Source organism: Bacillus sp. AR13-1 (genome assembly GCF_008042285.1).
GTDB lineage: Bacteria > Bacillota > Bacilli > Bacillales > Bacillaceae_G > Bacillus_A > Bacillus_A mycoides.
Genome location: NZ_QNUA01000021.1, coordinates 107,919 through 133,639 on the forward strand (window position 1 = coordinate 107,919; position 25,721 = coordinate 133,639).

At 36.3% G+C, this 25,721-nt stretch carries 20 protein-coding genes and 1 pseudogene; 3 read left to right on the forward strand and 18 right to left on the reverse strand.

The window, feature by feature from the left end; translation table 11 throughout:
* Positions 1 to 68: 68 nt before the first annotated feature.
* From DN408_RS17355 to DN408_RS17365, 3 genes are all read right to left on the reverse strand, one after another.
* Positions 69 to 1,001, reverse strand: coding sequence for a nucleoside hydrolase (locus DN408_RS17355; protein WP_078178578.1), 933 nt, complete (start codon positions 999 to 1,001; stop codon positions 69 to 71).
* Between the two features lie 134 nt (positions 1,002 to 1,135).
* On the reverse strand, positions 1,136 to 2,569 hold the full coding sequence (gene panF, locus DN408_RS17360; RefSeq protein WP_002087740.1) for a sodium/pantothenate symporter: 1,434 nt from the start codon (positions 2,567 to 2,569) through the stop codon (positions 1,136 to 1,138).
* 3 nt (positions 2,570 to 2,572) lie between these two features.
* On the reverse strand, positions 2,573 to 2,851 hold the full coding sequence (locus DN408_RS17365) for a YhdT family protein (protein ID WP_002014357.1): 279 nt from the start codon (positions 2,849 to 2,851) through the stop codon (positions 2,573 to 2,575).
* Between the two features lie 272 nt (positions 2,852 to 3,123).
* Here DN408_RS17365 and dhaS point away from each other — a divergent pair, with 272 nt between their 5' ends.
* Positions 3,124 to 4,608 carry an aldehyde dehydrogenase DhaS gene (gene dhaS, locus DN408_RS17370; protein ID WP_078178579.1) on the forward strand — a complete coding sequence of 495 codons (1,485 nt, stop codon included), beginning with the start codon at positions 3,124 to 3,126 and terminating at the stop codon, positions 4,606 to 4,608.
* A gap of 50 nt (positions 4,609 to 4,658) precedes the next feature.
* Here dhaS and fabG read toward each other — a convergent pair whose 3' ends face one another.
* Positions 4,659 to 5,399, reverse strand: coding sequence for a 3-oxoacyl-ACP reductase FabG (fabG, locus tag DN408_RS17375; protein WP_002128467.1), 741 nt, complete (start codon positions 5,397 to 5,399; stop codon positions 4,659 to 4,661).
* 133 nt (positions 5,400 to 5,532) lie between these two features.
* On the opposite strand from fabG, the gene DN408_RS17380 reads away from it, so the two are divergent.
* Positions 5,533 to 5,682, forward strand: coding sequence for a YfhD family protein (locus tag DN408_RS17380; RefSeq protein ID WP_002128468.1), 150 nt, complete (start codon positions 5,533 to 5,535; stop codon positions 5,680 to 5,682).
* 74 nt (positions 5,683 to 5,756) lie between these two features.
* Here DN408_RS17380 and DN408_RS17385 read toward each other — a convergent pair whose 3' ends face one another.
* The 10 genes from DN408_RS17385 to DN408_RS17430 form a co-directional block, all read right to left on the reverse strand.
* The gene (locus DN408_RS17385; RefSeq protein ID WP_078178580.1) at positions 5,757 to 7,610 is read right to left on the reverse strand and encodes a terpene cyclase/mutase family protein; all 1,854 of its coding nucleotides are present in this window, start codon (positions 7,608 to 7,610) and stop codon (positions 5,757 to 5,759) included.
* A 102-nt stretch (positions 7,611 to 7,712) separates the two neighbouring features.
* Complete coding sequence (locus tag DN408_RS17390) at positions 7,713 to 8,138, reverse strand: divergent PAP2 family protein (RefSeq protein WP_000447809.1); 426 nt, start codon at positions 8,136 to 8,138, stop codon at positions 7,713 to 7,715.
* Positions 8,139 to 8,218: 80 nt separating this feature from the next.
* Positions 8,219 to 9,160, reverse strand: a complete 942-nt coding sequence (gene rarD, locus DN408_RS17395; RefSeq protein ID WP_002014350.1) for an EamA family transporter RarD — start codon at positions 9,158 to 9,160, stop codon at positions 8,219 to 8,221.
* A gap of 105 nt (positions 9,161 to 9,265) precedes the next feature.
* Complete coding sequence (locus DN408_RS17400) at positions 9,266 to 9,514, reverse strand: DUF1294 domain-containing protein (protein WP_050000653.1); 249 nt, start codon at positions 9,512 to 9,514, stop codon at positions 9,266 to 9,268.
* Positions 9,515 to 9,626: 112 nt separating this feature from the next.
* Positions 9,627 to 11,003 carry a branched-chain amino acid transporter BcaP gene (locus DN408_RS17405; RefSeq protein ID WP_002128470.1) on the reverse strand — a complete coding sequence of 459 codons (1,377 nt, stop codon included), beginning with the start codon at positions 11,001 to 11,003 and terminating at the stop codon, positions 9,627 to 9,629.
* A 553-nt stretch (positions 11,004 to 11,556) separates the two neighbouring features.
* Complete coding sequence (locus tag DN408_RS17410) at positions 11,557 to 11,697, reverse strand: hypothetical protein (protein ID WP_002167849.1); 141 nt, start codon at positions 11,695 to 11,697, stop codon at positions 11,557 to 11,559.
* A 57-nt stretch (positions 11,698 to 11,754) separates the two neighbouring features.
* The gene (locus DN408_RS17415) at positions 11,755 to 15,117 is read right to left on the reverse strand and encodes a tubulin-like doman-containing protein (RefSeq protein ID WP_147740273.1); all 3,363 of its coding nucleotides are present in this window, start codon (positions 15,115 to 15,117) and stop codon (positions 11,755 to 11,757) included.
* Positions 15,118 to 15,200: 83 nt separating this feature from the next.
* Positions 15,201 to 17,297, reverse strand: coding sequence for a vWA domain-containing protein (locus tag DN408_RS17420; RefSeq protein ID WP_147740274.1), 2,097 nt, complete (start codon positions 17,295 to 17,297; stop codon positions 15,201 to 15,203).
* Positions 17,298 to 17,552: 255 nt separating this feature from the next.
* A complete protein-coding gene (locus DN408_RS17425) occupies positions 17,553 to 17,891 on the reverse strand; it encodes a VOC family protein (RefSeq protein ID WP_002185202.1) in 339 nt (112 codons plus the stop codon).
* A gap of 72 nt (positions 17,892 to 17,963) precedes the next feature.
* Positions 17,964 to 18,299, reverse strand: coding sequence for a hypothetical protein (locus tag DN408_RS17430; RefSeq protein ID WP_002185200.1), 336 nt, complete (start codon positions 18,297 to 18,299; stop codon positions 17,964 to 17,966).
* Positions 18,300 to 18,437: 138 nt separating this feature from the next.
* Between DN408_RS17430 and DN408_RS17435 the strand changes: the two genes are divergently transcribed.
* A complete protein-coding gene (locus DN408_RS17435; protein WP_002185199.1) occupies positions 18,438 to 18,851 on the forward strand; it encodes a hypothetical protein in 414 nt (137 codons plus the stop codon).
* Between the two features lie 40 nt (positions 18,852 to 18,891).
* On the opposite strand, the gene DN408_RS17440 is transcribed toward DN408_RS17435, so the two are convergent.
* The 4 genes and pseudogenes from DN408_RS17440 to DN408_RS17455 form a co-directional block, all read right to left on the reverse strand.
* Positions 18,892 to 19,611 (reverse strand): class I SAM-dependent methyltransferase, encoded by a 720-nt coding sequence (locus DN408_RS17440; protein WP_078178703.1) that lies wholly within the window; start codon positions 19,609 to 19,611, stop codon positions 18,892 to 18,894.
* Between the two features lie 81 nt (positions 19,612 to 19,692).
* Complete coding sequence (locus DN408_RS17445) at positions 19,693 to 21,387, reverse strand: peptide ABC transporter substrate-binding protein (RefSeq protein ID WP_078178702.1); 1,695 nt, start codon at positions 21,385 to 21,387, stop codon at positions 19,693 to 19,695.
* A 400-nt stretch (positions 21,388 to 21,787) separates the two neighbouring features.
* Positions 21,788 to 23,503, reverse strand: a complete 1,716-nt coding sequence (locus tag DN408_RS17450) for a peptide ABC transporter substrate-binding protein (RefSeq protein WP_078178701.1) — start codon at positions 23,501 to 23,503, stop codon at positions 21,788 to 21,790.
* Positions 23,504 to 23,842: 339 nt separating this feature from the next.
* Positions 23,843 to 25,596: pseudogene (locus DN408_RS17455) on the reverse strand (peptide ABC transporter substrate-binding protein).
* Positions 25,597 to 25,721 lie beyond the last annotated feature (125 nt).

The following is a 25,721-nucleotide window of genomic DNA, read 5'->3' on the forward strand; positions in this document are numbered from 1 at the left end:
ACAAAATAATGGAGATGATTATTTAAACAATCATCTCCATTATTTTAACTTGTATGCTACTATTATGTCTACGTCATAATTTTCACAAAATCCTCTAGAAACTTTTTATAATGTAAAGACCAGCCAATTTTAACCCAATTTTTCAACGCTTTTGCTTCAGGTTGCGGGCGAAAATCAGCGATACTTTCCCCTTTCGCAACTCCAACCGTATCTACATCAACACGACGATACACGCAATCTAAAAGAGATGGATTTGCCGCTACCATCATCGTTACTACATCATGCACTGGGCTCCCTGTTATTTTAGGATTCAGATTTTTATAAGCTTTATAATAATAATCGAAAATCGGTTCTATTAATTTCTTGAAATTCGTTTTAGAATGTTTCGTAATGTATTTCACCATCTCCGGTGTAATAATCGCTTCTGATGTAACGTTAAGCGGTATTAATGTCACATTTTTCGCATTTTGCATAACTAATTGTGATGCAATTGGGTCACCATGAAAATTGGCTTCCGCGACCGGTGTAACATTTCCGGGCATTAAAAAAGCTCCGCCCATTATATAATATTCTTTCACATACTTCATCATTGGTTTTTCTAAAATAAATGCCGTCGCTAATGTTGTTGATCTGCCGGCATCAACAATGATTAGTTCTCCTTTATATTTTTCAATGATATCGAAAAATGCACAAAAAGGTTTAATATTGGGAGAAAAAGTTTTAGGAGGCTTAATAGGTCCCAAACCGTCTACCCCATGAATTTCCGGATAATATGTTACAAAATCCCCAGATAAAGGAATTTTCGCTCCATTAATAACAGGTATATCTTCCCGGCCCGCCATTTGCAATAAATACGCCGCATTACTCGTCGCCTTTTCCTGCGTTACATTCCCATATCCTGTTACTACTCCAACAATCTCAATATCAGGATGCAATAATCCATACATAATTGCTAAAGAGTCATCAATTCCTGGGTCTCCTAAAAATAATATTTTTTTCATAGACCTCAACTCCATCCCATCAATTGTTATTACTTTATGAATACATGACGGAATACAGAATGAAAAAGATAAATTTTGTATAAACAAAAAACGTAGGAACTTCATATTAGAAGTTCCTACGTTTTTCTATATTTTTATGCTACTTTTTTCATCGTAACCATACTACCAATTATATAAGAGATAAATGCAAAGCAAATCGGGAAAACAACTGTATGTATACCGAATGGATTAGGGTAGCAAAGGTGAATAAACATATAGGAACCTACTCCAACTAAAATAGATGCAAGAGCTCCAGTTGCATTTCCTTTTTTCCAATATAAACCTAACACAATCGGCCAAATGAACGCTGCTTCTAAACCACCGAAAGAAAATAAATTTAACCAAATTAAAAAGTCTGGTGGCTTAATAGCGGCAGCATATACGAGTAATCCTACGATACCAGTAATCAATAGGCTACCTTTCTTTATCGTACTATCCGCGGCATCTTTATTTATGTAGTTCACATATATATCTTTAATAATTGACGAACTTACAAGTAATAATAATGAGTTCACAGTAGACATTATCGCTGCCATTGGTGCAGCTAAGAAAACTCCAGCTAACCAAGGTGGCAACACTTCCATTGCGAGTAGCGGCATTACTTTATCTGGTACCGTTATGCCTGGAAGGACTACTCTTGCAAACACACCTGTTAAATGCATACCAATCATAATTGTACCGACGACAACCGTTCCAATGATTAATGCTTGGTGCATAGCTTTTGAATTTTTATAAGACATAGCACGCACACTAATTTGCGGTAATCCAACGACACCAATCCCAATTAAAATCCAAAATGATGTGACATATGATTTCGTTAAACTTCCATCCGCTCCGAACGGTGTTATTAGATTCGGATTAATTTGAATAAGTTCCTGCATAATCTTTTCAACTCCGCCACCAGCAATGACAGTAGCAATTAAAATGATTGTTGTTCCGACTAACATAATGATTCCTAATAACGTATCTGATAAAGCGACTGCACGAAATCCACCAATTAACACATACACAAGTACAGAAAATGTAAATAAAAATAGTGCCGTTGTGTAGGAAAGTCCTGTTAGCGACTCAATTAATCGTCCGCCGCCAACCCACTGGGCTACTGTTGCTGAGAACAAAAAGATTATAATACATAACGCAGAAAGAACAACTACCGCTTTATTATTGTATCTGCCCTTTAAATAATCAATAAGCGTAATTGCTTCCATCTTTCTAGCGATAATAGCAAACTTTTTACCAATAACCGTTAAAACGATATATCCTGTTACAACTTGAATCGCTGATAACAGCACCCATCCAAGACCCATATTGTAAGCAATACCAGGCCCGCCGATAAAGCTACTTGCACTACCGTACGTAGCAATCATCGTCATAGCTAATAATAAGCCACCAAGTTCACGCCCACCAAGAAAATATTCTTGTAAAAATTTATTATTAGCGGTTGCTTGTACACGTCTTGATGCATATACACCAATTAAAAACACAACGATAAAAGAAATTATCATTGGGATTATTACATACCAATTCATCTATCATTCCTCACTTTTTTCTTCCTCATCGAGTGAAATATCTTGAAATAAAAAACGAACAACTAAAATAAGCAAAATAACCATTACGATAAATCCAACGATACAGCTATAAAAAAACCATGCTGGAAAACCTAATACATATGTATATTCACTTGGATCCTTACTTCCAAGCCCATAAGCAAATCCATACCATATTATAAAATTAATAATAGCTAATCCAAGACCAATTAACGCTTCTCTATGGGCAACTCGAAAGCGCGGATCATCATGATAATTCTTCATTTTCCCCCTCCTCTCACGATGTATAATTGTACCACTGTTTTTCTAGTTTTTCCTACTAGAAAACAAAAACGCGCAGGATTTTTTGTAATTATATAGAATACAATGTTTCATTACATATTTTTTACAATTGTAACGAAAATGAAATTTGAATTTTCAGCATTTTTTATTTATGATTTTAAGTAGAGGCTTTTCATCTAGTTCCCACATCCTTGATTTCGGAATAAACGCCGTCTCGTACTGCGTTTAAATTATATTTTCAAGGGGGTTATACAATGAGTCAACTAGCTGTAAATCTTCATGAAAAGGTAGAGAAATTTCTTCAGGGCACAAAGAAACTATATGTGAACGGAGCGTTCGTTGAAAGCGCTTCCGGAAAAACATTTAAAACTCCTAACCCAGCAACTGGTGAAACACTCGCTATCGTTGCTGAAGCTGGTCGCGAAGACATTCATAAAGCTGTGGTAGCAGCTCGAATGGCTTTCGATGAAGGTCCTTGGTCACGCATGAGCACTGCTGAACGCAGCCGTCTTATGTACAAGCTCGCTGATTTAATGGAAGAGCATAAAGAAGAGCTCGCACAGCTCGAAACGTTAGATAACGGAAAGCCAATCCGTGAAACAATGGCGGCAGACATACCACTTGCAATTGAGCATATGCGCTATTATGCTGGCTGGGCGACGAAAATTGTTGGTCAAACAATTCCTGTTTCCGGTGATTACTTTAACTATACACGCCATGAGGCTGTTGGTGTCGTCGGTCAAATTATCCCTTGGAACTTCCCACTTCTTATGGCAATGTGGAAAATGGGAGCTGCGCTTGCTACAGGATGTACAATCGTTTTAAAACCTGCAGAACAAACTCCACTATCCGCTCTATACTTAGCTGAATTAATTGAAGAAGCTGGATTCCCGAAAGGTGTTATTAATATCGTTCCTGGATTCGGTGAATCAGCTGGACAAGCACTTGTTAATCATCCACTCGTTGATAAAATTGCATTTACTGGTTCTACTCCAGTCGGTAAACAAATTATGCGACAAGCATCTGAATCATTGAAACGTGTTACTTTAGAGCTTGGCGGTAAATCACCGAACATTATTTTACCAGACGCCGACTTATCTCGCGCGATTCCTGGTGCACTTTCTGGTGTTATGTTTAACCAAGGACAAGTATGCTCTGCTGGATCACGCTTATTTATCCCAAAGAAAATGTATGATAATGTCATGGCTGATCTCGTCCTCTATTCTAAAAAACTAAATCAAGGTGCCGGTCTTAACCCTGAAACAACAATCGGTCCTCTCGTTTCCGAAGAACAACAAAAACGTGTAATGAGCTACATTGAAAAAGGGATTGAAGAAGGCGCTGAAGTACTATGCGGAGGAAGTAATCCATTCGATCAAGGCTACTTCGTTTCTCCTACAGTATTCGCTGACGTAAATGACGAAATGACGATCGCAAAAGAAGAAATTTTCGGTCCAGTTATTTCTGCAATACCTTTTAACGATATTGATGAAGTGATTGAACGTGCAAATAAATCACAATTCGGCTTAGCGGCTGGTGTGTGGACAGAAAATGTTAAAACAGCACACTATGTTGCAAGTAAAGTACGTGCTGGTACTGTATGGGTAAACTGTTATAACGTCTTTGATGCAGCATCTCCATTTGGAGGATTTAAACAATCCGGTCTTGGCCGCGAAATGGGATCTTACGCGCTGAACAACTATACAGAAGTGAAGAGCGTTTGGATTAACTTAAATTAACGAGAAAGAACCTGACCTACTCGGTCAGGTTCTTTTCATTATGTATTCATTTACACTTGCAACCCACCGCTCACATTTAATACCTCTCCTGTAATGTAAGACGCATACTCTGATGCTAAAAAGGCAGCTGCGTTTGCAATATCTTCCGGCGTTCCGATTCTTCCAACTGGAATCGCTCCAACCATTTTCTCTTTTACTTTATCCGGTATTGTTTTTGTCATATCAGTATCCATAAATCCTGGACAAATCGCATTACACGTAATACCAAAACTTCCAACCTCTTTCGCTGCTGTTTTTGTTAAACCTACAACCCCTGCTTTTGTAGCCGCATAATTTGCTTGTCCAATATTTCCTTCCCTACTAATAGAAGAAATATTAATAATCCGCCCATACCCTTGTTGCCTCATATAAAGAAGCGCTGGCTGCATACAGTAAAAAACGCCAGTTAAGTTCACTTGTAATACTTGTTCCCAAGCTGATTTCTCCATCTTATGTAACATTGCATCTTTTGTAATTCCAGCGTTATTCACTAAAATATGTAATGTACCAAATTTTTGCACCGCATATTCAATTAACGACTTCGCTTCATTTTGATTACTCACATCACATCGATATAAACTCACATCATACCCTTCATCTGATAATTCACGTGTCGTTTTTTGTAGCTTCTCTTCATTTACATCACTAATTAATACTTTGGCCCCTAGTTTTGCAAAAACTCGTGCGATTTCTTTTCCAATCCCCTGCGCAGCACCCGTTACAACAGCTGTTTTCCCATTCAACAAGTCCATCCCTATCCCCCATTTCTATTAGTTATATTGTATATTTCGGCTCTATGCTTTCCAAATCCTCTTTGTATAAAAAAGTCTATTTGTGTCAAACTAACTTTGCAACGCCGCATAAAACACAAGGAGATTGTTTCGAATGAAAAAAAAGAATGTAGATCGAAACAAAGCTGCCGATGGCATTGATGTTGAGTTCGCTCGCGAACTCGCTGACCACAATGACTTAGAAGCAAACGCACGTGCAAATGCCGCTGATGCACGTCAAAAACGCCAATCAACAGAAAAATAAGGAACTACAACGTTCCTTATTCTTTTCAACAGGGACCTACTACCCATCAAAATAAACCGAGAGTATCTCTCGGTTTATTTTCTATATTTCTTTACGTAGTGCGCTAAAGCAAGTAACGGATATATATGTCCATAACTATGATAGCGAATATAAAAGCCCCCCGGTAACCCTGTACCAGTAGGATATTTTTCATTCATAGTAGACTGCGCGAGCAAATATGAAATTCCTTTTCGAATAATCGGTGTTTCTTGATCGTAGTAAGAAATGAGTGCATCAAGTGCCCACGCTGTTTGTGACGGCGTACTAAAAGGTAAAGAAATAAATTTTTTCTCTACACTACTTTGACAGGATTCTCCCCACCCTCCGTCTTCATGCTGCAAATGTTCGAGCCATGAAGCGGCTTTTTTCAACGCTGGATGAGTAGAAGGCACTCCTAATGCACGTAAGCCTGTCATCGTTGCCCATGTCCCATATATATAACATATCCCCCATTTTCCATACCATGATCCATTCTGTTCCTGTACATCCATTAACCATTTGATAGCTTTCTTTTTTTGCTCTTCAAGCAACTCATTCGGTGCATACGTTCCGAATAATTCTAACACCCTACCTGTAATATCTGGTGTGGACGGATCGGTTATCATATCACTCGCATTTTCAATCGGCAAATTCGATAGTAACTTGCTCGTTACCCCTCGTTCAAAAGCTCCCCAGCCTCCATCATTGTTTTGCAATCCTTTCACCCATTCCACGCCTCTTCCCCACGCATCATCTACTCTATCATTCCCTCTACTTCGCGCTAACGCTCTAAGGGCAGCTGTAGTATCGTCTATATCAGGGATCGTCGTATTAACATCTGAAAATCCCCAACCGCCAGCTACAAGTGATGATGCATGTACGCTCCAATCTACCTTTTTAGTTTGTTGTTTTTGCAATAAATACTCCGTCGCCCTTTGAATCATCTTATTTTCATTTGTAACTTTAGCTTCTTGCAATGAATAGCTAAGTAAAGCGGTATCCCATACGGTAGAAGGAGAATTTTGCAAATGACTTCCTCTGTCCATCTTCCATATATAAGATTTTAATCCTGTCACAGCTTTCTCAATAATTGGAGACTGAATAGAGTGTCCTAATGCAAGAAAAGCATAAATCATATAAAACGTAGCACTGGCGTAACTATATAATGTTCCATTTTCATCTATACGCTCCTTCATAAAGCGCTCTACTTCTTCGTATCCTTTATGATGTAACGATAATGGATAAGATATTACCTTTTTCACATCACCTAAAAACGATTGAAACAGCGGAGACCGCTCCTCTCGAAACCATTGCCCACCCCCGCCTGCAATATGATTTAAATTTGGCAATAACTTTTTCTCTACACGGAATCTCTTATTCATACAAATCATCATCGGAATTAAATGTATACGCGCTGAGCTGCTTAGCCCAAATATACTGAGGGGGGAGTCATCTTGTAAAAATAAGATTGGCGTTGGAAAGTGAAAAAGCGCAGGAAATTCATATTCTCCATGAATCGCTAATAAAAATTTCGTCATAAAATGAGCACGAGAAACTCCCCCGTGTTCCTTAATAAACATTTCAGCTCGCCTCATATTCATAGCTTCTTTCGAATATCTTTCCGAAGCAAGTAAAGCAGCATATGCTTGAATCGTCGCGGATAAATTCCCTCCCTTTTCATCTTCGTATAATTTCCAAGTCCCTTCATTTGTTTGAAGAGATACTAACCTTTTCACAAACGGTTCTATTTCGTCATTTCGCCCTAATAATTTGAGTAAAAAAATCATGTGACAATCCGTTAGCAAAGCTCCTTCAAAACAAAATTGCCACGTTCCGTCTTGCCTTTGCATCGTTTGAAGTGCAGTCGTTCTCCGCTCTATCTCCCCATGCACTTTGTCATATAGTAGCACACCGCTCACCCACCCTTTCTAAGTCCGTATACGATATTCGAAAACTCATCTAAATATGTATGAAAACAAAGAAAAGCAGAACGTGCATTACACACATTCTGCTTACAAACAATACCCAACCCCGACAACAATTCCTAATAGTGCACCAACAACAACTTGATACGGTGTATGTCCAACGAGCTCATTTAACTTTTTATATTCTGTTTGTCTACCATGAAAAAAATCATTCAATATTTTCGCTTGCTTACTTACCGCAAGCCTTACTCCTGAAGCATCGTACATAACAATAATGGCAAAAATAGCGGCAACCGCAAATATTGGACTCTCCACACCTTCCACCACTCCGACACCTGTAGCAAGTGCAGTAACAGTCGAAGCATGCGAACTTGGCATTCCACCTGAAGCAAAGAACTTAGCAAAATCAAACTCGCCTGTTTTTATTAATTTAAAAACGACTTTCGTTAACTGTGCTAAAAACCAAGAAATTATAGCTGCTATAAGTGGATCATTATGTAAAATTGTTTCCATGTTTTTCAGCTCCTCACTGACTATAATGGAATTTCTATATAATATAAGTATAAAGAAAAATGCGTAGAAAATACTACGCATTATGATACTTTTGCTGATTTATTTTTAATAAATTTTGGTTGCTTCTGTAGTAGAAACTTTGTTTTCGCCATTGAAAAGACAAATAAAGCAATCCATATACAGAAAAACGCAATCATATGAGTAGATGTGAAATGTTCACCAAAAACGAACACACCTAAAATTAAACTAATAGTCGGCGCGATGTATTGTAAAAATCCTATCATATAGAGCGGAATAAGTTGTGCTCCTTTAGCAAAATAAAAGAGTGGTAACGCTGTAACAATACCTGCCCCTATTAAAAGAAACGTTGATATTGCCGAAATAGAACCGAACGAACCAAAGCCATGAACTCCTGTCATAAACAAATATATAAGTGCAAATGGCGTCACTAACATCGTTTCCATCGTAAGCCCAATTGTTGCATCATAATTTAATAATTTTTTTGTTAATCCATATAATCCAAATGAAAAAGCAAGTGAAAGAGAAACCCATGGAATTGATCCGAAACGTATCGTTAAAATAACAACGCCCAATCCAGCTAAACCAACCGCAACATATTGCCAAAAATTAAGCTTCTCTTTTAAAACAACTGTACCAAGTAAAATACTTATAAGTGGATTAATATAATACCCAAGACTTGCTTCGATTACATGGTTATGATTTACGGCCCATATGTATACAAACCAGTTTCCACTAATAAGTACCGAAGCAATTGTTAATGACATTAATAATTTAGGTCGTTTAAAAAGGGCCACTAACTCCCCACCAAACTGACGAAACCTCTTCGTTACTCCTAAAACTAACAACATAAAAACAAATGCCCAAACGATGCGATGCGCTAATATTTCATCTGCCGGTACTTCCTCCACCCATTTCCAATAAATCGGAAGGACTCCCCACATCGTATACGCACCTGCTGCATATATAATCCCCTGCTTTTGCTCTGCTGTTTGACTCCCCATCTTCCTTTTTCTCCTCTTCTCTTTTTTTCTTCATTATAAAGTCTCACATGCTTACTTTACCAATATTCAATCTGCATTTCTTTCGACATTCCTCTTGCAAATCCTTTATATGTATAAAAACACTCCTACTGTTATACTAACGAGCACTGGAATACCGAAGACAAATTTACTTTTATGCGTCTTATGATGAAACATATACATACCAATCCAAGCTCCAACCGCTCCTCCAGCTGCAGCTGATAAAAACAACGTACTTTCTGGCGTTCTCCACTGCTTTTTCTTTGCTTTTCGCTTATCAAGCCCCATCATACTAAATGCTATAACGTTAATAATAATAAAGTATATCCATTTCATCTTATTCTCTCCCTTAAAAAATTCGCTTTATGTTAACACGAAAATAAGGTGCGCACAAATAAAAATGGCTATAGGTAAAAAAACTTTAGCCTACAGCCATAATTGTAATACCTTATACTCTATTTCTAATCTTACTATGTTTTTTCGCGTATATAAAATAAATAAAAATACCTACAATAACCCAAATTGCAAAACTGATTAAAGTGGTTTTAGAAAGATTTAATGCTAAATATAAACAACTTACTATCGCAAGTATAGGTAAGAATGGAACTAACGGAGCACGGAACGGTCTTTTCAAATTAGGATGTGTCTTCCTTAATACAATTACAGCTATAGATACAAATATGAAAGCTGTTATCGTTCCCACATTCACTAAATTTGCCAACAAATTCAAGTCCAATAAACCTGCTAATACAGCCGCAAGAATACCCGTAATCCATGTATTAAAAAATGGTGTTTGATAACGTTTATGAACACTCGAAAATCTTTTTGGTAACAATCCATCTCGGCTCATCGAGTATGATACTCGAACAAATGCGAACATAGCAACTAACAGAACTGTTGTTAAACCAGCTATCGCTCCAACTGATAATAGACCAGCAATTCTATCCTCTCCTACAATACGCAGTGCATATGCAACTGGATCAGCTACATTCAGATCCGTAAATGGAACCATTCCAGTTAACACGAATGAAACACCAACATAAAGAATTGTACAAATGCATAAAGAGACAAGTAATCCAATTGGAACGTTACGTTGTGGGCGTTTCACTTCCTCTGCTGCTGTTGCAACTGCATCGAAACCTAAAAAGGCAAAAAATACAGTAGCAGCTCCTCCAATAACACCATGGTATCCAAAAGGAAGAAACGGCTGCCAATTCTCTGGCTTTACATAGTTTGCTCCTACAATAATAAATACTAAAATAACAGCCAGTTTAATAATAACCATTATATTATTTATACGTGCACTTTCTTTCACACCACGACTTAGTAAAAATGTAACAATTAAAATAATAATAACCGCTGGCAAGTCGATAATCCCGCCATTCCCCATCCCTGGTGCAGAAGCAATGATTGCCGGAATATGAATATTAAACCCTAGTAGCAATGACTGAAAATAGGCTGACCATCCCGCCGCCACCGCAGAAGTAGCTAATAAGTACTCTAACATGACACACCAGCCAACTATAAAAGCAAAAATCTCACCTAATGTCATATACGTATACGAATACACACTTCCTGAGACCGGGACTGTAGATGCAAATTCAGCATAACAAAAGGCTACACAAGCACATACAATTGCAGCTAACATAAAAGATAATACAATTGCTGGACCAGCATGTTTCGCCGCTACAATACCTGTTAATACGAAAATACCTGTACCAATAATTGCTCCAATTCCTAAAAGCGTTAAATCAATTGCTCCTAAAGTTTGCTTTAACACTTTTTTCTTTTCTTCATTCATTGCTTTCTTTATAAATAAACTCATTCGTAGAAACCTCTTTTTCAAAATTATCCCTTACTCATTACAATCTTTATTACTGTTGCTATTACACATTAATAATATTCATGCTTTACTTTCACTCCCTATATAGACTCCACAAATTACATAATTTAAAATCAGAAAAATCAATCTTCTAAAAACAAACAGGTTTAAAATCAGAAAAATCAATCTTCTAAAAACAAGCTTGTTAACAGGCTTGTTTTTAGAAGATTGATTGAATTTATCACAGGATTAATTATATTGTCAACAATATAATTAATTCACCCGAATTGAATAATTATAAATAAAATAGCATTCCAAAATATACGATACCACTCACGAACACTGCTGATTCCCATTTTAATACAATTTTCATTATTCCGAAATTCATTTTTATACATTTAACTCAATGTAATCCCCGTATGCAAACATGATAAAATCAGTCGATTTGTTATATAGAAATAACTATTCATCTTATTAGAGCAATTAACTTTCCTGCAAATTACAAACAGTATTTTCACTTAAGACAATAAAAAAAGCGCAGATGTTCATCTGCGCTTTATTCTTCCGCTTCAATTTCTGTACTATTATTATTGATATGTTCCTTTTGAGCTTCTTCTTGCAGCTCTGCTGAAATCATTCCATAATAAATTTCTGGATATAATCCAAATATTTGATATACACTTCCTAAAAATGGCATCGAAATCCCTCATTTCTAAAGTTGTATTGTCATTCTTAAGGATTCCCTTTTCACTCATTATACATTCGTTTTTGGCACTTCTTCTTCATCGGGAACATGTAATATATTTTGCCATTTTTTATAAGGCGCACTATTTGGATCCACATACCCTTTCGCATACGAACGATCCCACAATTGTTTCATAAACATCTCTTTCTCTTTCTTCGCAACCATATCTGCACCTGTTCCGTAATAGTTTTGGAAATACAGCTCAATTTCATCAAGGAATAGCCTTAACAAATCGTCAGATGTTTCTTCTAACGTCGGGTCATATTTTGCCTCACGGTCATACATTAAAATCATATCTAAAATATTATGAACATGCTCTTTACGGAGCCATCTTATATCTTGAGCGCCTAATACAAATGCATGTGTATATAAATGTCCACCTTGTATCATTGCCTTTTCTTGTTCTTCTTCAAATCGTGACAAGATGTTTTCATAAATAAACGGATTATGAAGCAATGCTCTGTGCAACTTATAACTTTCACTTGAAATATTTTTCCCCATCGACTGAATTAAAAAGCTACGGCCAACACCATTATATTGATACACGAATTGTCCATCAACAGCAACTAAGCTAATCCAGCGATACATATACGCGTATAGAAGAGCACGATTACATTTGTCGTAATCTAACTTCGTTTGCGTTGCATTCAAGTCTGGCATAAAGGCTGGTAAGTGCCAATATTTATCTAAATGCGGCGTCAAACTAGATTTTTTACTATTTAATTTGTTCACGCGGCGATAATACGATTGAAAATAATCACCTTTATCGTTCATAAAACCATTCGCAATATGTCCAGATGAAAGCTTAGGAAAATCTTGTAGCGATAATCCGTAATGAGCACGATAACAAATCACTTCAAATGGTGAAAACGCCTCGTTTACCGTATCTTTTTCTTTAAACATTTCTTGCAATAACTCTTCTTGCAATTCTTGTTTTAAAGATGGATGTACGCCCCAATATTGTAATTCTCTATGATGAGAAACTTTCGGAACGAACGGACTTGCTAAATGGAAAAGATCTTCAATTTTTTCACGAACGTATTCATCACGATCACGCTTCTTGAAATCTGCTTCTTTTCGCAATGCTTCAACGATATTAAGCTCTAATTTGTCACGATAGCGCACTTGAAGTTCGTCATAACAATAACTCAATATATGTTCACGATAGAAGTCTTCCACCTTTTTCGACTGAATTTCTTCGGCTTTCGCATCACGACAATATTCCCCGTACAAGCTCATATAAATTTCGGACGATATATCTTTCGGTAATACACCTAAATTTAAATGTTGCTGCATATCTTGCCAAATCTTTTCTTGCAATTTCTCTTCAGCTAATACGTATACATTCGTCGGGTTCGTTTTCCCCTCAAATTCCTTGCTTCGCTTTTGGATTTCAAACAATAAATTTTCACGTGTTTCGTATAAATTACCAAAGAATCTTTCCCAATATTGAATCATTTTATCAACTGCTTGGTATAGCGATTGATACACGAGTTCTAACAACATTTCTTTACGATACTCACTTAATTTGTGTACGTACTGCGTTACAATATCTTCAAATTCTTTTTTAAACAAACGCTGCTGATTATTAATCATTTTTCCAAACCAGCCTTGTTGCTGCGCAATTTCAACGCGGCGAACAGCCGTTACAGTTCCATCAATATTACTCACATTAAATTTCTTATCGTAGTTTTGAATTAAATTACGCTTTTGTTCATTATTTTCATGTAGTCGATTCATCTTCTCTACTAACTGCTTACGAATTTCATACAGCATAAAACGTGCTGCAACTGGATGAACTGGATCCGTTTTCTTTAAAAACCATGTATTTAATTGGTAAGACTGTCCTTCTGAGCCACTCGGTGTAAAGCGGTCTGATTCGATCATGTCATATAAAAGGGTAGTAACATGCTCATGTACACGGCTCGGAATGGCATAAGCATATAAACGAACCGCATGATCAACTCTCGCTACTTCCCCCTTCATTTGTTCCATCATTTTAAGCTTCGCAGCCGATATTTTGCACTCATGCTGCAGGCGGTTTAATTCCTCATCTTTTTGCACTGTACGGTGTACGTAACTCTCTACAGCATCTAAAAACAATTTTGATTTTGCAACACCGGGCTTACCACCCTCTGCCCCTTCACGTGTTTCATGGTACATTTGTCTATAAAAAATATGAGCTTGTTCTGGCCGAGTAGCAAGATGCTCTAAGTCTTCTAAATAACTTTTCCCGCGCTCTGGCTTTTCACGCTGCATACCGCGTTTTACATCTTGATCGTATCTTTGCCTCTTCTCTTGAAATAGTTGATCTAAATGAAGCCAAGATTCATCTAAGCCTTGAACCGCCCATTTTAAAGCACAGTATTTCAAAACGTGCTCATACGGATAAATAAGTTTTGCCGTTCCTGCTCCGCAATATCTCCCTTTCCCACTCGATTCTGCCAATTGCTGAATTTGATTATCTTCTTGTGCAAAATGATTTGCAGACATTGGACTAAATAACTGTAAATAAATCGTATTTGCCATTTGCTCCATATAATCCGATAAATTGTGCAAATGGTGCCCATGTAAATTTTCATAATCATATAAGAAACAATAATTGTACGGTAAATGATGCTGCTTTATCGTATGGTTTGTTCTTCCATCTTCATCCACTTGATCAGGACGATATTCTAATTCAATCGTTACGCCGCCTCGTTTTGATAATTCACCAGTCGACCCAAGCGTAATAGCGTGCAACTCTTTTAACGATGCATAACCATTCGCTTGCACAGTTTCAAACTCTTTCGCACTAACCGTTCTCGTCTTAACTAAAACATCTGGCATTAAAAACGCACCGCGAATTAAAATGTTATGATGCTGCAATTTCTTCCGGAGCATCTCACGCAAATATAATGCGATTTGTAAAAACATCCCTGAACCTGTTCCGCCGGCTAGTGACGTTACAATAATGACACGTACACCATATTCGGTCTGATCACTTGTAACTGGAAAAATCTTCTCGATTTCTTGCCAAAATGATGTGAGTTTATCTTCTTTCATCGCAGCACGTAACGCTAACCGTGAAATGACGCGTAACTGTCCAGCCCCTTCTGTTAACGGTTTATCGAGTATAGTCGGGTCCATCGGAAACCACTCTGGAATCGTTGGATCTCCCGCAATATACTCTCTCGGTGTTTTACTCGAGCTCGTTTGCGTCTTAAACTTCCGAATATGATCAAATTTACTCAATGTATTCACATCTGTATCAAATACATGCATCGCTACCTTTTTACGACGCTCCTCAGGTAATCTTTCATATATTTGATGTGTGACAGTACTACCGATTCCACCTAAGCCAATTAAAATTGTTGGAACTTGTAATGTCATGTGAACCACCTTCCTATTCTTGCTTGTTTGAAAAGAAGAATAAAGAGAGCCGGGCCTCCTCCGCCCCTCTTACACCCTATCTACTATTCACATTCGTACCGGTAAATCTCCTTACCATATCCTCTATCAATTACTAAAAGTTCATTTGGATACAACGTCTTATGCTCCATTCCTACCTCTTCCTCTGTTATAAACATCCCATCAATAATCATCCCAACCACTTGCGATTCTTTTGCTACAAATATAGATTTCGATCCTTTTTTCGCTATTAATGTTACAGATTGCACCGTCTTTCTTTCTGCTCGGAATGGAATGCCAAAATAGTGCTTCCACCATTTATTTTTAAGTAACTCTGGTTCAGATTGATAAAGCCAATCTTTCGCTACTTCTTGATCCCATTCGTAATATAGTAATGCTTTCCGATGAAATCTCGGACGAACAATCCATCCTAAAATAATAATTCCTACTATTAAAAGTAATAAAGTAATAGGAATTACAAATTTAAAAACGAGCGCATACTTCTCAAAAAACGGCGCATTTTCAATGTGCAATACAATCTTTTCCTTTACTTCTTGTAATTTTGAATCATTGATCGTGATGGTAGCCTCTACGGTGCCGGTATCTGTAAAATTGAATGTGTCGGAGTAATAAGGTCGAGGATAAACATAAACTTGACTACCATGCTGTTTTAATTCATAGTTGATCGATTGATTCGATGTGACACCAGTAGATTTTAATAGTTTCTTTACAGCCTCTTCTGTCATCGGTTTACCATTTAACTGGGGCTGTAAAATAAATGGTTTACTATTTTCTAAATTTGTTACCTTTTCTTCATAATCTTTCGTAACAGCTTGAAGTGTTAATTTTGGTTTTTCAGCTGGTTCAATCTTGAATTCTTTCGTCTGTCTATAAAATCCCTTTATATTCATATGGACTTTCCCACGTACTAACTCTTTACCAATCTTTGTCTCGTAATAAAACACATGTCTTTTATCATCCCACTTCATCGGATACTGCTTTCCGTCTATTTCTACTTCTGCTTCGAAATAAGAAGTTTGAATTGGTAATTCAGTAGGTTTCGCTTCAATAACAGCTGTCACACCTTCATACATTTTCTCAACATTTTTTCTATCTTTATCATCTTTGTCGTACGTAGAAACAGTATAATTAAGCGCTGGTTCAACAAGTACTTGTAATCCCTCTTTCTCAATGTCCTGATCCACTTCTATCGTATATGTCCCTGGCTTAATCACTTCCTGATTCGCTGTACTTACATGCACTATATTTCCGAATAATTTAGCTTCTCCTGGTGCATGTATAGAAAAAGAAGACTGCAATTGTAACGGTTTGGAAAGTTGCATAACTTTATAATTAGACAAAGAAGGTGATTGTCGTACAAGCGTCATACGCTTTAATGGAAACGGTGTTGTAATCTCTACTTTTTTCCCTACTATTTTCGTTTTGACAATCGACTCAACAGAAGAAAATGGATCACGATTTGCAACTAATGCTGCCACTTGATTCACACTTTGTACAATACCATCCTCACCGCTAGACGGCATGACAACTCCATTCATTTCTTTTTTCCAAATCTCTTTAAACGTATTTAACTGCAGCTTCTCTTGCTGCCCTAAATCCTCTTCCATCGTGATTAAGACTGGATGTAAAGAGATCTTTTTCGAATCCATTTCTTTCTTAAACTGCGCTAACTTCTGTGTAATTTGTTCTTTTCCGCCAATCTTATCTTTCTCCAAATCATTAAATGCCCCGTCAGTTAATACAATAAGCCAAAATTCACGTTTCCCATCTATATCTGCTTCCTTTTTTATAGATTGCATCGCCGTTTCTACTGCGCTAAATGGAGTATTTAAATATGTTTTCCACGCCCCAATCCCCTCAATTTCTGTTTGCCTTTGATCCTTTGTTAATAAAATGTTTAATGGAGCATCCGGCTTACTCATTGGAACGTAAGAAAATTTATCTTTCTCATCTAATAGCGCAACTAAACTTTGCAAGGCGTAATTGGCATACTTCCAGCGATCGTTATTTCTCATGCTGCCCGAATCATCATATACAAGTGAAACGACCCTTTCCTTTGCCTCCTCTCCTTTTGCAAAAACTGAAAAAGGTAAACATATAAATAGAAACAGCATGAACGTGGCACAAATTCGAATTTTCATGATGAGGCTTCGCCACCTTTGTAGACAAATTCCTATGTTTAAATTTATGAGGGGAAACAAGATATATGACTTGTATTTTAGGACAACGAACGAGCCATAACTTTATTATGTAAATAGATATATAACTTGGTAATATCCCTTCTAGCATTTTCTATCCAATTATATAAGTAAAAAAGCCTGTTTAAGCTCCACCCTTAAAACAGACTTTTCCTACTTTTAAAATTAAAAACTCTTAACAAAAAGTTTGATTTTTAATTAGCACATCACTTCAATTGTATATCCTCCAGGTGCTTCGACATAAAACGTATACGCATGTGCATGTTTAGGCGGTTCGACTGAAAATCCGTCTTTCTTCAATCTTTGATTAATTTTATTAACTTGTTCTTCATTTTTTTGTGGAAATCCTACATGAAATGTTTTTGGATAATGAACTTCTTTTCCCTTCATTAAGGTTAATATAAACCCATCATTATCACGCATAACTGCGAAGCCATTTCCCGTTGTTCCACCACAAGTTAAACCAAAATACTTTTCTAAAAATTCTCTAGCAGCTGTTACATCTGTAACTGTTAAATTAAGATGATTAATTTTCAATTCACTCACCTTCTTTCTTAATTTTCTAACATTTTATCATATAAATAAAAAACACGCCTTTCACAGCGTGTTTCATTGCTTCACATATACCTCAACAATTGGATTATCTTTATTATCTGCATGTAAACGTATATTCTCTTCACCCGTATTATAAATGCTAGCTACCAGCATAACTGTTAACAAATTCGGTATTTTCGCATCACTCCCATATTTTCGTTCAAGAGCTTCTGTATACTCGAAATCCAAATCACCCTGCACATATGTATACACTTCAAAACCATCTTCCAAATTACAAACTACTGTATCTATAATATCCGCTCCTACTTGCTTCTTCATTTCACCTCGCAATGCTTCTATAAATTCTTCCCAAGGAACTTCGTACGTCTGAAATTGATCTGTAGATTTCATTTCATTTCCTCCTCACTATATATCCTGTTCGTATATTTCCCCTTTCCTATAACAATTATGATAGATAGGTCATTCGTACAAGCCGCACTTGTCCCCCTTACATATCGTATTACTGTAATGGGGGAAGGAGGAAAGAACATGCATAGACAAAAATGTTATAATACATGCCAACGTTATTTCGGAAAAGTTGTTCGAATTGAAGATCGTGATGGTCATATCCATTTAGGAAAAATAATAGACGTGACAAATGATTCTGTTTGGATTGAGCCAGTACAGCAGCGTTCATCTTTTGATACAGGATTTGGATACCATGGCGCATATTCAAACGGCGGATGTGATATTTGCGGCGGTCTTAGCAGATGTGATAACTGTGGATTTGGATGTGGTGGTGGATTCGATGGTGGATTCAGTGGTGGATTCAGTGGTGGATTCGGTGGCTGCGGATGTGGCCGTCGTGGTTGCGGCGGTTGTGGCTTTGGTGGCGGCTGGGGATTTGAACTCGGATTTGGCTTTATTTTCGGAATTACTTTGGCTGCATTATTTTTCATCTAACATAGTAAAGAGTTGACTATCTTTAGCCAACTCTTTTTCTCTATTTTTCACATATAAAAATGCGATGCCCTAAAATATGTTGATACATAAGCAGTACTTGTTCGTGTTGCACCCACGCCTCATACAATTCTTCCGGAATAAACGGTGATACATTCCACTCTGGCTCTTCCATATGTCCTGCAACTGTTTCTGCAATAGTTCCGCCACCCCCAATTGTAATTCTTTTAAAATTTGCTGCTTTAAATAAATGAATCCACTCATTCTCAGTTAATAATTCTTTCATACCGTATAACTGTCCAATCTTTTCCTCCTCTTTCTTCTCAATATGTTTTTCGGTAATCATTTCAATGACAACAAGCTTTCCATCCTTTTGTAATACACGATAACATTCCGAAATAACCTTTTCTTTATTTGTAAAAGCGAGTATAGATTCTCCAAGTACAAGCTCAAAAGAATCATTTAAACACGGTAACCCTTCTACATCGCCTTGAATCAATTGTATATTTAAACCATCAAACAACCATCTATCTTTCGCTTTTTGAATCATAATTTCATTCTTTTCAACCGCTGTCACTTTATAACCCAATTCTTTTGTCATATACGCCGCTGTTTTCCCCGTGCCGCAACCTATCTCAAGGACACTAGCCCCATGTCTAAGTGGCAATTGAGATAATAATTGTTTTGTTAACGTAAAACCACCAGGATGAGCACTCCCTATTCCGTAATAAGCTAAGAAGTCGATGTAAGTATTCCGTTCCATACGATTCTCCCTTTTTTATTTTATATATTCCAGGAAGGAAGAAAAGTGCATAAAAAAAGGGCGCATCACGCGCCCTCTCTCTTACTTATCTTCACCAATATATGCCCATTTGTAGCTGTAATCTCCACCAACTGGATGGTGAATAATACCTTTTACTTTCGGTCTTTGAACAAGAGCATCACCACGTTGATATAACGGTGCAATTACAGCATCATCAAGTAACATTTTCTCAGCTTTCAGTAAGCTATCCCAACGATCTTTCGTTTTCGTTAATAGCTCGCCTTTACCTTTTTCTACAATTTCATCGTATTTCGGATTTGAATATCCAGTTTGGTTATGAGGTCCATTTGTAACGAACATATCAATGAATGTCATTGGATCTAAGTAATCAGGTCCCCAACCAGCGTAAGATAAATCATAATCTAGATCTGATTCTAATTTTAATTTTTGTTTAAACGGTTGGTTTTTCAAATTCACTGTTAAGCCCGGTAAGTTCTTCTCAAGCTCTCCTTTTAAGAACTCACCTACTTTTTTCGCATTATCGCTATCGTAGTTTAATAGCTCTACAGTTACTTGCTCTTTTCCAAGTTCTTTTTTCGCTTTTTCCCAATGCTCTTTTGCTTTTTTCACATCTGTTTTTAAAATATCTCCGTTATCTTTACGGAAGTCTTTTCCATCTGGACTCTTCGCAAATTCTTTTGGTACTAAGTAATCTGCAGGTGTAGATCCGTCATTTAAAATTACATTCGTTAAGCCTTTTTTATCATATGCCATTGCAATCGCTAAACGTAAATCTTTACTCTTTAACACTGTATCTTGATTACCACGTTTTTGGTTTAATCGTAAGAAGAACGTTGACGGTGTTTTTTGTGTAAAGAAATCTGGATTTGATTTATATTTGTCAACCATTTCAGATGCAAGTGCTGCACGATCGATTTGTCCACTTTCATATAAGTTGACACGTGTACCGCTATCTTTTACTACGTTAAAGTTGATTTCTTCTAATTTAACTGTTTTATTATCCCAGTATTGTGCATTTTTCTTTAATTTCCAACCTTGTTCATGTTTCCAGTCTGTTAATGTAAACGGTCCGTTATACAACGTTGTATCCGACTCTAAACCGTATTTTTCACCTTTTTCTTTTATGAATTTTTCATTTAACGGATAGAATGTTCCGAATGAAGTTAATTCTACAAAGTAAGGAACTGGATTTTCTAATTCTACTTCTAATGTGTAATCATCTACAGCTTTTACTCCTAACGTATCAAGCTCTGCTTTTCCTTCATTAATTGCTTTTGCGTTCTTTAAATCAAACATAATGTATGCATATTCCGCTGCTGTATTTTTATCTACCGCGCGTTTCCAAGCAAACACGAAATCCTTCGCTGTTACAGGTTCTCCATTTGACCATTTCGCATTTTTATTTAATGTGAATGTATATTTTTTACCATCATCACTCTTTTTATATGATTCAGCAACCCCTGGTGCTGCTTTATTATCTTTATCAAGTCGATATAAACCTTCCATTACGTTGTTTAAAGCAAGAAACGATACTTGGTCTGTCGCTTTTGAAGAATCCATAGATGGAATCTCTTGACTCTCTGTTAAATTAAGTACTTGTTTTGCTGCTAATTTTCCGCCTTCTTTTTCACTACTTTTCGGCGTTGTGTTCGTCTTTTCTTTTTCCCCTGATCCCGAGCAAGCTGTTAATGCCATACTCATTACTAGAACTGGTGCTACAACCGCTGTTAATTTTGTCATCTTTTTTCTCTTCATTTCTTTGTACCCTCCCCAATTATATGTACGATATTAACATTTAGAGATTCTCTATTAACTTTCGTTATCAGAAAATTCTTATTAATTAATATTCTACTATTTTTTTCAGTTTTGTAAAGCGTTTTTGTGAATTTTCTAAATATTTATTTTTTTATGATAATAACTTGCTATTTTACTATTACTACTATATGAATTATCCCCCGTCTACTATATGTAAACATATCCCCTCTTATTCTTCTCTATTGCTATGTTCTATATTTTTCTCATCAATATGAAATCTCTGCTATCATTTATCTATCCAATTGTTGAACTCCTTTCTAATTTCCCTGTGCCTTATTCTCTTATTCATACAAAAAAAGCATTTCAAAAGCATATTAACCACTTTTGAAATGCTTTCATATTATTTCTTTCCGCCATCCTCAGTTACATACGCCCACTTAAAGCTATATTCTGGACTAATGTTGTGTTTCACAATTCCTTTTACATTCGGTTTCATTACATACGATCTTCCTGTTTGATATAAAGGAACTAACCCTGCATCTTCTTCAAGGAATAATTTTTCTGCTTTTCCTAACGCTTCCCAACGTTTCTTCGGATCAGACAGTAATTCATTACCTGCTTTTTGTACCATTTCATCGTATTTCGGGTTTGAATAACCCATTTGGTTATACGGGCTCTTCGAGTCAAACATATCAATAAATGTCATTGGATCCGCATAATCTGGGCTCCAGCCTGCATAAGAGATTTCATAATCTTGCGCTGACTCTAATTTTAATTTTTGTTTGAACGGCTGAATTTTCGTATTAATCGTTACACCTTTTAAATTTTTCTCAATTTGATCTTTAACATAATCAGCAATCTTTTTCGCAGTTCCATCATCATAGCTTAGTAATTCAATTGTAACTTGATCTTTTCCAAGTTCCTTTTTCGCTTCTTCCCATGCAGCTGCTGCTTTTTTCGTATCTTGTTTCAGACCATTTTTAAACGTATCTTGGTAATCTTTACCATCAGGTCCTGTCGCAAGCCCTTTTGGAACCAATTGATCTGTTGCTTTTGATCCATTATTTAAAATAACGTTTGCTAAGCCCTTTTTATCAACTGATAACGCAATTGCTTCACGAAGTTTTTTGCTCTTTAACGGTGTATCTTGTCCGTTACGCTTTTGATTTAAACGTAAGAAGAATGTACTTGATTCTGCATACTCACCGTATTCATCTTTATTCGATTTATATTTATCTACAAATTCTCCTGACAGTAATGTAAAGTCAATCGATCCTGTATCATATAAATTTACTTTTGTAGCCACTTCTTTTACAACGCTGTAATTAATTTCTTCTAATTTCACAGTCTTATTATCCCAATACTTATCATTTTTCTTCAGCTGCCAACCTTGTTCATGTTTCCACGATGCCATTACAAATGGCCCGTTATACAATGTTGTATCTGCTTCTAAACCGAATTTCTCTCCTTTTTCTTTTACGAACTTTTCATTTAAAGGATAATATGACGGGAATGCTAATAGGTTTAAGAAGTACGGTACCGGTTTTTCTAATTCTACTTCTAGTGTATAATCATCTACAGCTTTTGCTCCTAATTCTGTTGCAGGTTTTTCACCTTTATTAATTGCCTCGGCATTTTTTATATAATAAGCAATAAACGCATATTCTGCAGCTGTGTTTTTATCAAGTAAGCGTTGCCATCCATATACGAAATCTTTCGCTGTTACAGGATCTCCATTTGACCATTTCGCATCTTTACGCAGTTTAAACGTATATTTTTTACCATCTTCGCTTTTTGTACTTGATTCTGCGGCAGCAGGAATTGGCTTATTATCTTTATCAAGACGATATAATCCTTCCATTGTGTTCCCTAAAATTTGTGCCCCTAACGTATCAGTAGATTTAGAAGTATCCATCGTTGGAATCTCTTGGTTTTCCGTACGATTTAATACTTGCTTCGCTGCATATTTAATATCAGATTTTTTTTCTTCCCCACTATTAGATGTAGTAGTCGTTTTCTTCTCCCCACCTGATCCAGAGCACGCTGTCAATGCAACACTCATTGCTAAAACTGGTACTACAACCGCTGTTAACTTTTTCATCTTTTTTCTCTTCATTTTTATACCCTCCCTAATTATATGTACATTACCAACCCTTGAGAGACCCCTTGTTAACGATTTACTTTTCAGAAAATTATAACTAATGTTATTCTACTCTTTTTTTCACGTTTGTAAATAGTTTTATTTTAAATATTCTGATTTTTATCTTCATAAATTAGTATGATTTATCCCCCATCTACTATATGTACGTACTATACGCCTTATTCTTCTCTATTTAACTGAACTAAAAAAAGCATTTCAATGTACGTACTATACGCCTTATTCTTCTCTATTTAACTGAACTAAAAAAAGCATTTCAAAGTAGCTAAGCTACTTTGAAATGCTTTTTTAACTCTATTATTTTTCAGTCACGTATGCCCACTTAAAGCTAAATTCTGGACTGATATTATGTTTTACTACACCTTTTACATTTGGTTGTAAAACATAAGAATCCCCACGTTGATATAAAGGTACAATCGCTACATCTTCTTCAAGTAATGTTTTTTCAGCTTTTCCTAACTCTTCCCAACGTTTCTTCGCATCGCTCATTAATTCCGTTCCAGCTTTTTTCACCATGCCGTCATATTTAGGGTCAGAGAAGCTCATTTGGTTATGAGAATGTCCAGTCTCAAACATATCTAAGAACGTCATTGGATCTGCATAATCTGGATTCCAACCACCGTATGAAATATCATATTGTTGCTCAGATTCTAATTTTAGTTTTTGCTTAAATGGTTGAAGTTTAATGTTAACTGTTACACCTTTTAAGTTCTTCTCAATTTGGTCCTTAATATATTCTCCAACTTTTTTCGCATTACCAGTATCATAGTTTAAGAATTCAATTGTAACTTGTTCTTTACCAAGCTCTTTTTTCGCTTCTTCCCAAGCTGCAGCAGCTTTTTTAGCATTTGGTTTTAAACCATTTTTAAACGTTTCTTGGAAGTCTTTACCGTCTGGTCCAGTTGCTAAACCTTTTGGTACTAAGAAGTCAGCTTCTTTTGATCCATCATTTAAAATTACGTTTGCTAAATTCTTTTTATCAACTGATAGTGCAATTGCTTCACGTAACTTTTTACTCTTTAATGGTGTATCTTGTCCATCACGTTTTTGGTTCATACGAATGAAATACGTACTCACTTGTGAATATGTTCCGAATTCATCTTTCTTATTTCTGTATTTATCTACGAACTCTCCAGTTAATAAAGCAAAGTCAACTTGACCGCTATCATATAAATTGATAAGAGTTGCTGGTTCTTTAACAACACTGAAGTTAACTTCTTCAAGTTTTACAGTCTTTTTATCCCAATATTGATCATTTTTCTTTAATTGCCATCCTTGTTCATGCTTCCAATCTTTAAGAACGAACGGTCCATTATAAACTGTTGTATCAGACTCTATACCGAACTTCTCCCCTTTTTCTTTTACGAATTTTTCATTTAATGGGTAGTACGATGGGAATGCTACTAAGTTTAAGAAGTACGGTACCGCTTGCTCTAATTCAACTTCAAGCGTAAGATCATCTACCGCTTTCACTCCTAATTCAGCTACAGGTTTTTCACCTTTATTAACCACTTCTGCATTTTTAATTGGGAATGCGATAAATGCATACTCAGCAGCTGTTTTTGGGTCTAATAGACGTTGCCAAGCATATACGAAATCTTTCGCCGTTACTGGATCTCCATTTGACCATTTTGCATCTTTACGCAGTTTAAATGTATATTTTTTACCATCTTCACTTTTCGTGCTAGATTCTGCTGCAGCTGGAATAGGCTTATTATCTTTATCCAGACGATATAATCCTTCCATCGTATTCCCTAGCATTTGTGAAGATACTGTATCTGTTGATTTAGAAGAATCCATCGTTGGAATCTCTTGGTTTGTGAAGATACTGTATCTGTTGATTTAGAAGAATCCATCGTTGGAATCTCTTGGTTTACTGTTCGATTCAATACTTGTTTTGCCGCTAATTTTCCCTCTGACTTGCTATCTCCACTTGAGTTTGTGCTTGTCTTTTTATCTCCGCCTGATGTAGAACATGCTGTTAATGCCATGCTCATTGCTAAAACCGGTACTACAACTGCTGTTAGTTTTTTCATTTTTTTCTTTTTCATTTTTGTACCCTCCCTAATTCTAAACGATAGCTATTCAAGAATTTTCTGATAATTCTGTTTTTCTTTATATATTTATCAGACGATTCTTACTACTTCTTATTCTACTAATTTTTTAAAATTTGTAA

Excerpts from the sequence above, each read along its gene's own strand:
- DN408_RS17400 (WP_050000653.1), bottom strand. The coding sequence starts at position 9,514 with ATGAAATGGATATACTTTATTATTATTAACGTTATAGCATTTAGTATG.
- DN408_RS17390 (WP_000447809.1), bottom strand. The coding sequence starts at position 8,138 with ATGGAAACAATTTTACATAATGATCCACTTATAGCAGCTATAATTTCT.
- DN408_RS17445 (WP_078178702.1), bottom strand. The coding sequence starts at position 21,387 with ATGAAGAGAAAAAAGATGACAAAATTAACAGCGGTTGTAGCACCAGTT.
- DN408_RS17405 (WP_002128470.1), bottom strand. The coding sequence starts at position 11,003 with ATGAGTTTATTTATAAAGAAAGCAATGAATGAAGAAAAGAAAAAAGTG.
- DN408_RS17355 (WP_078178578.1), bottom strand. The coding sequence starts at position 1,001 with ATGAAAAAAATATTATTTTTAGGAGACCCAGGAATTGATGACTCTTTA.
- rarD (WP_002014350.1), bottom strand. The coding sequence starts at position 9,160 with ATGGGGAGTCAAACAGCAGAGCAAAAGCAGGGGATTATATATGCAGCA.
- DN408_RS17380 (WP_002128468.1), top strand. The coding sequence starts at position 5,533 with ATGAAAAAAAAGAATGTAGATCGAAACAAAGCTGCCGATGGCATTGAT.
- fabG (WP_002128467.1), bottom strand. The coding sequence starts at position 5,399 with ATGGACTTGTTGAATGGGAAAACAGCTGTTGTAACGGGTGCTGCGCAG.
- DN408_RS17440 (WP_078178703.1), bottom strand. The coding sequence starts at position 19,611 with ATGGAACGGAATACTTACATCGACTTCTTAGCTTATTACGGAATAGGG.
- DN408_RS17420 (WP_147740274.1), bottom strand. The coding sequence starts at position 17,297 with ATGAAAATTCGAATTTGTGCCACGTTCATGCTGTTTCTATTTATATGT.
- DN408_RS17450 (WP_078178701.1), bottom strand. The coding sequence starts at position 23,503 with ATGAAGAGAAAAAAGATGAAAAAGTTAACAGCGGTTGTAGTACCAGTT.
- DN408_RS17410 (WP_002167849.1), bottom strand. The coding sequence starts at position 11,697 with ATGCCATTTTTAGGAAGTGTATATCAAATATTTGGATTATATCCAGAA.
- DN408_RS17430 (WP_002185200.1), bottom strand. The coding sequence starts at position 18,299 with ATGAAATCTACAGATCAATTTCAGACGTACGAAGTTCCTTGGGAAGAA.
- panF (WP_002087740.1), bottom strand. The coding sequence starts at position 2,569 with ATGAATTGGTATGTAATAATCCCAATGATAATTTCTTTTATCGTTGTG.
- dhaS (WP_078178579.1), top strand. The coding sequence starts at position 3,124 with ATGAGTCAACTAGCTGTAAATCTTCATGAAAAGGTAGAGAAATTTCTT.
- DN408_RS17415 (WP_147740273.1), bottom strand. The coding sequence starts at position 15,117 with ATGACATTACAAGTTCCAACAATTTTAATTGGCTTAGGTGGAATCGGT.
- DN408_RS17365 (WP_002014357.1), bottom strand. The coding sequence starts at position 2,851 with ATGAAGAATTATCATGATGATCCGCGCTTTCGAGTTGCCCATAGAGAA.
- DN408_RS17435 (WP_002185199.1), top strand. The coding sequence starts at position 18,438 with ATGCATAGACAAAAATGTTATAATACATGCCAACGTTATTTCGGAAAA.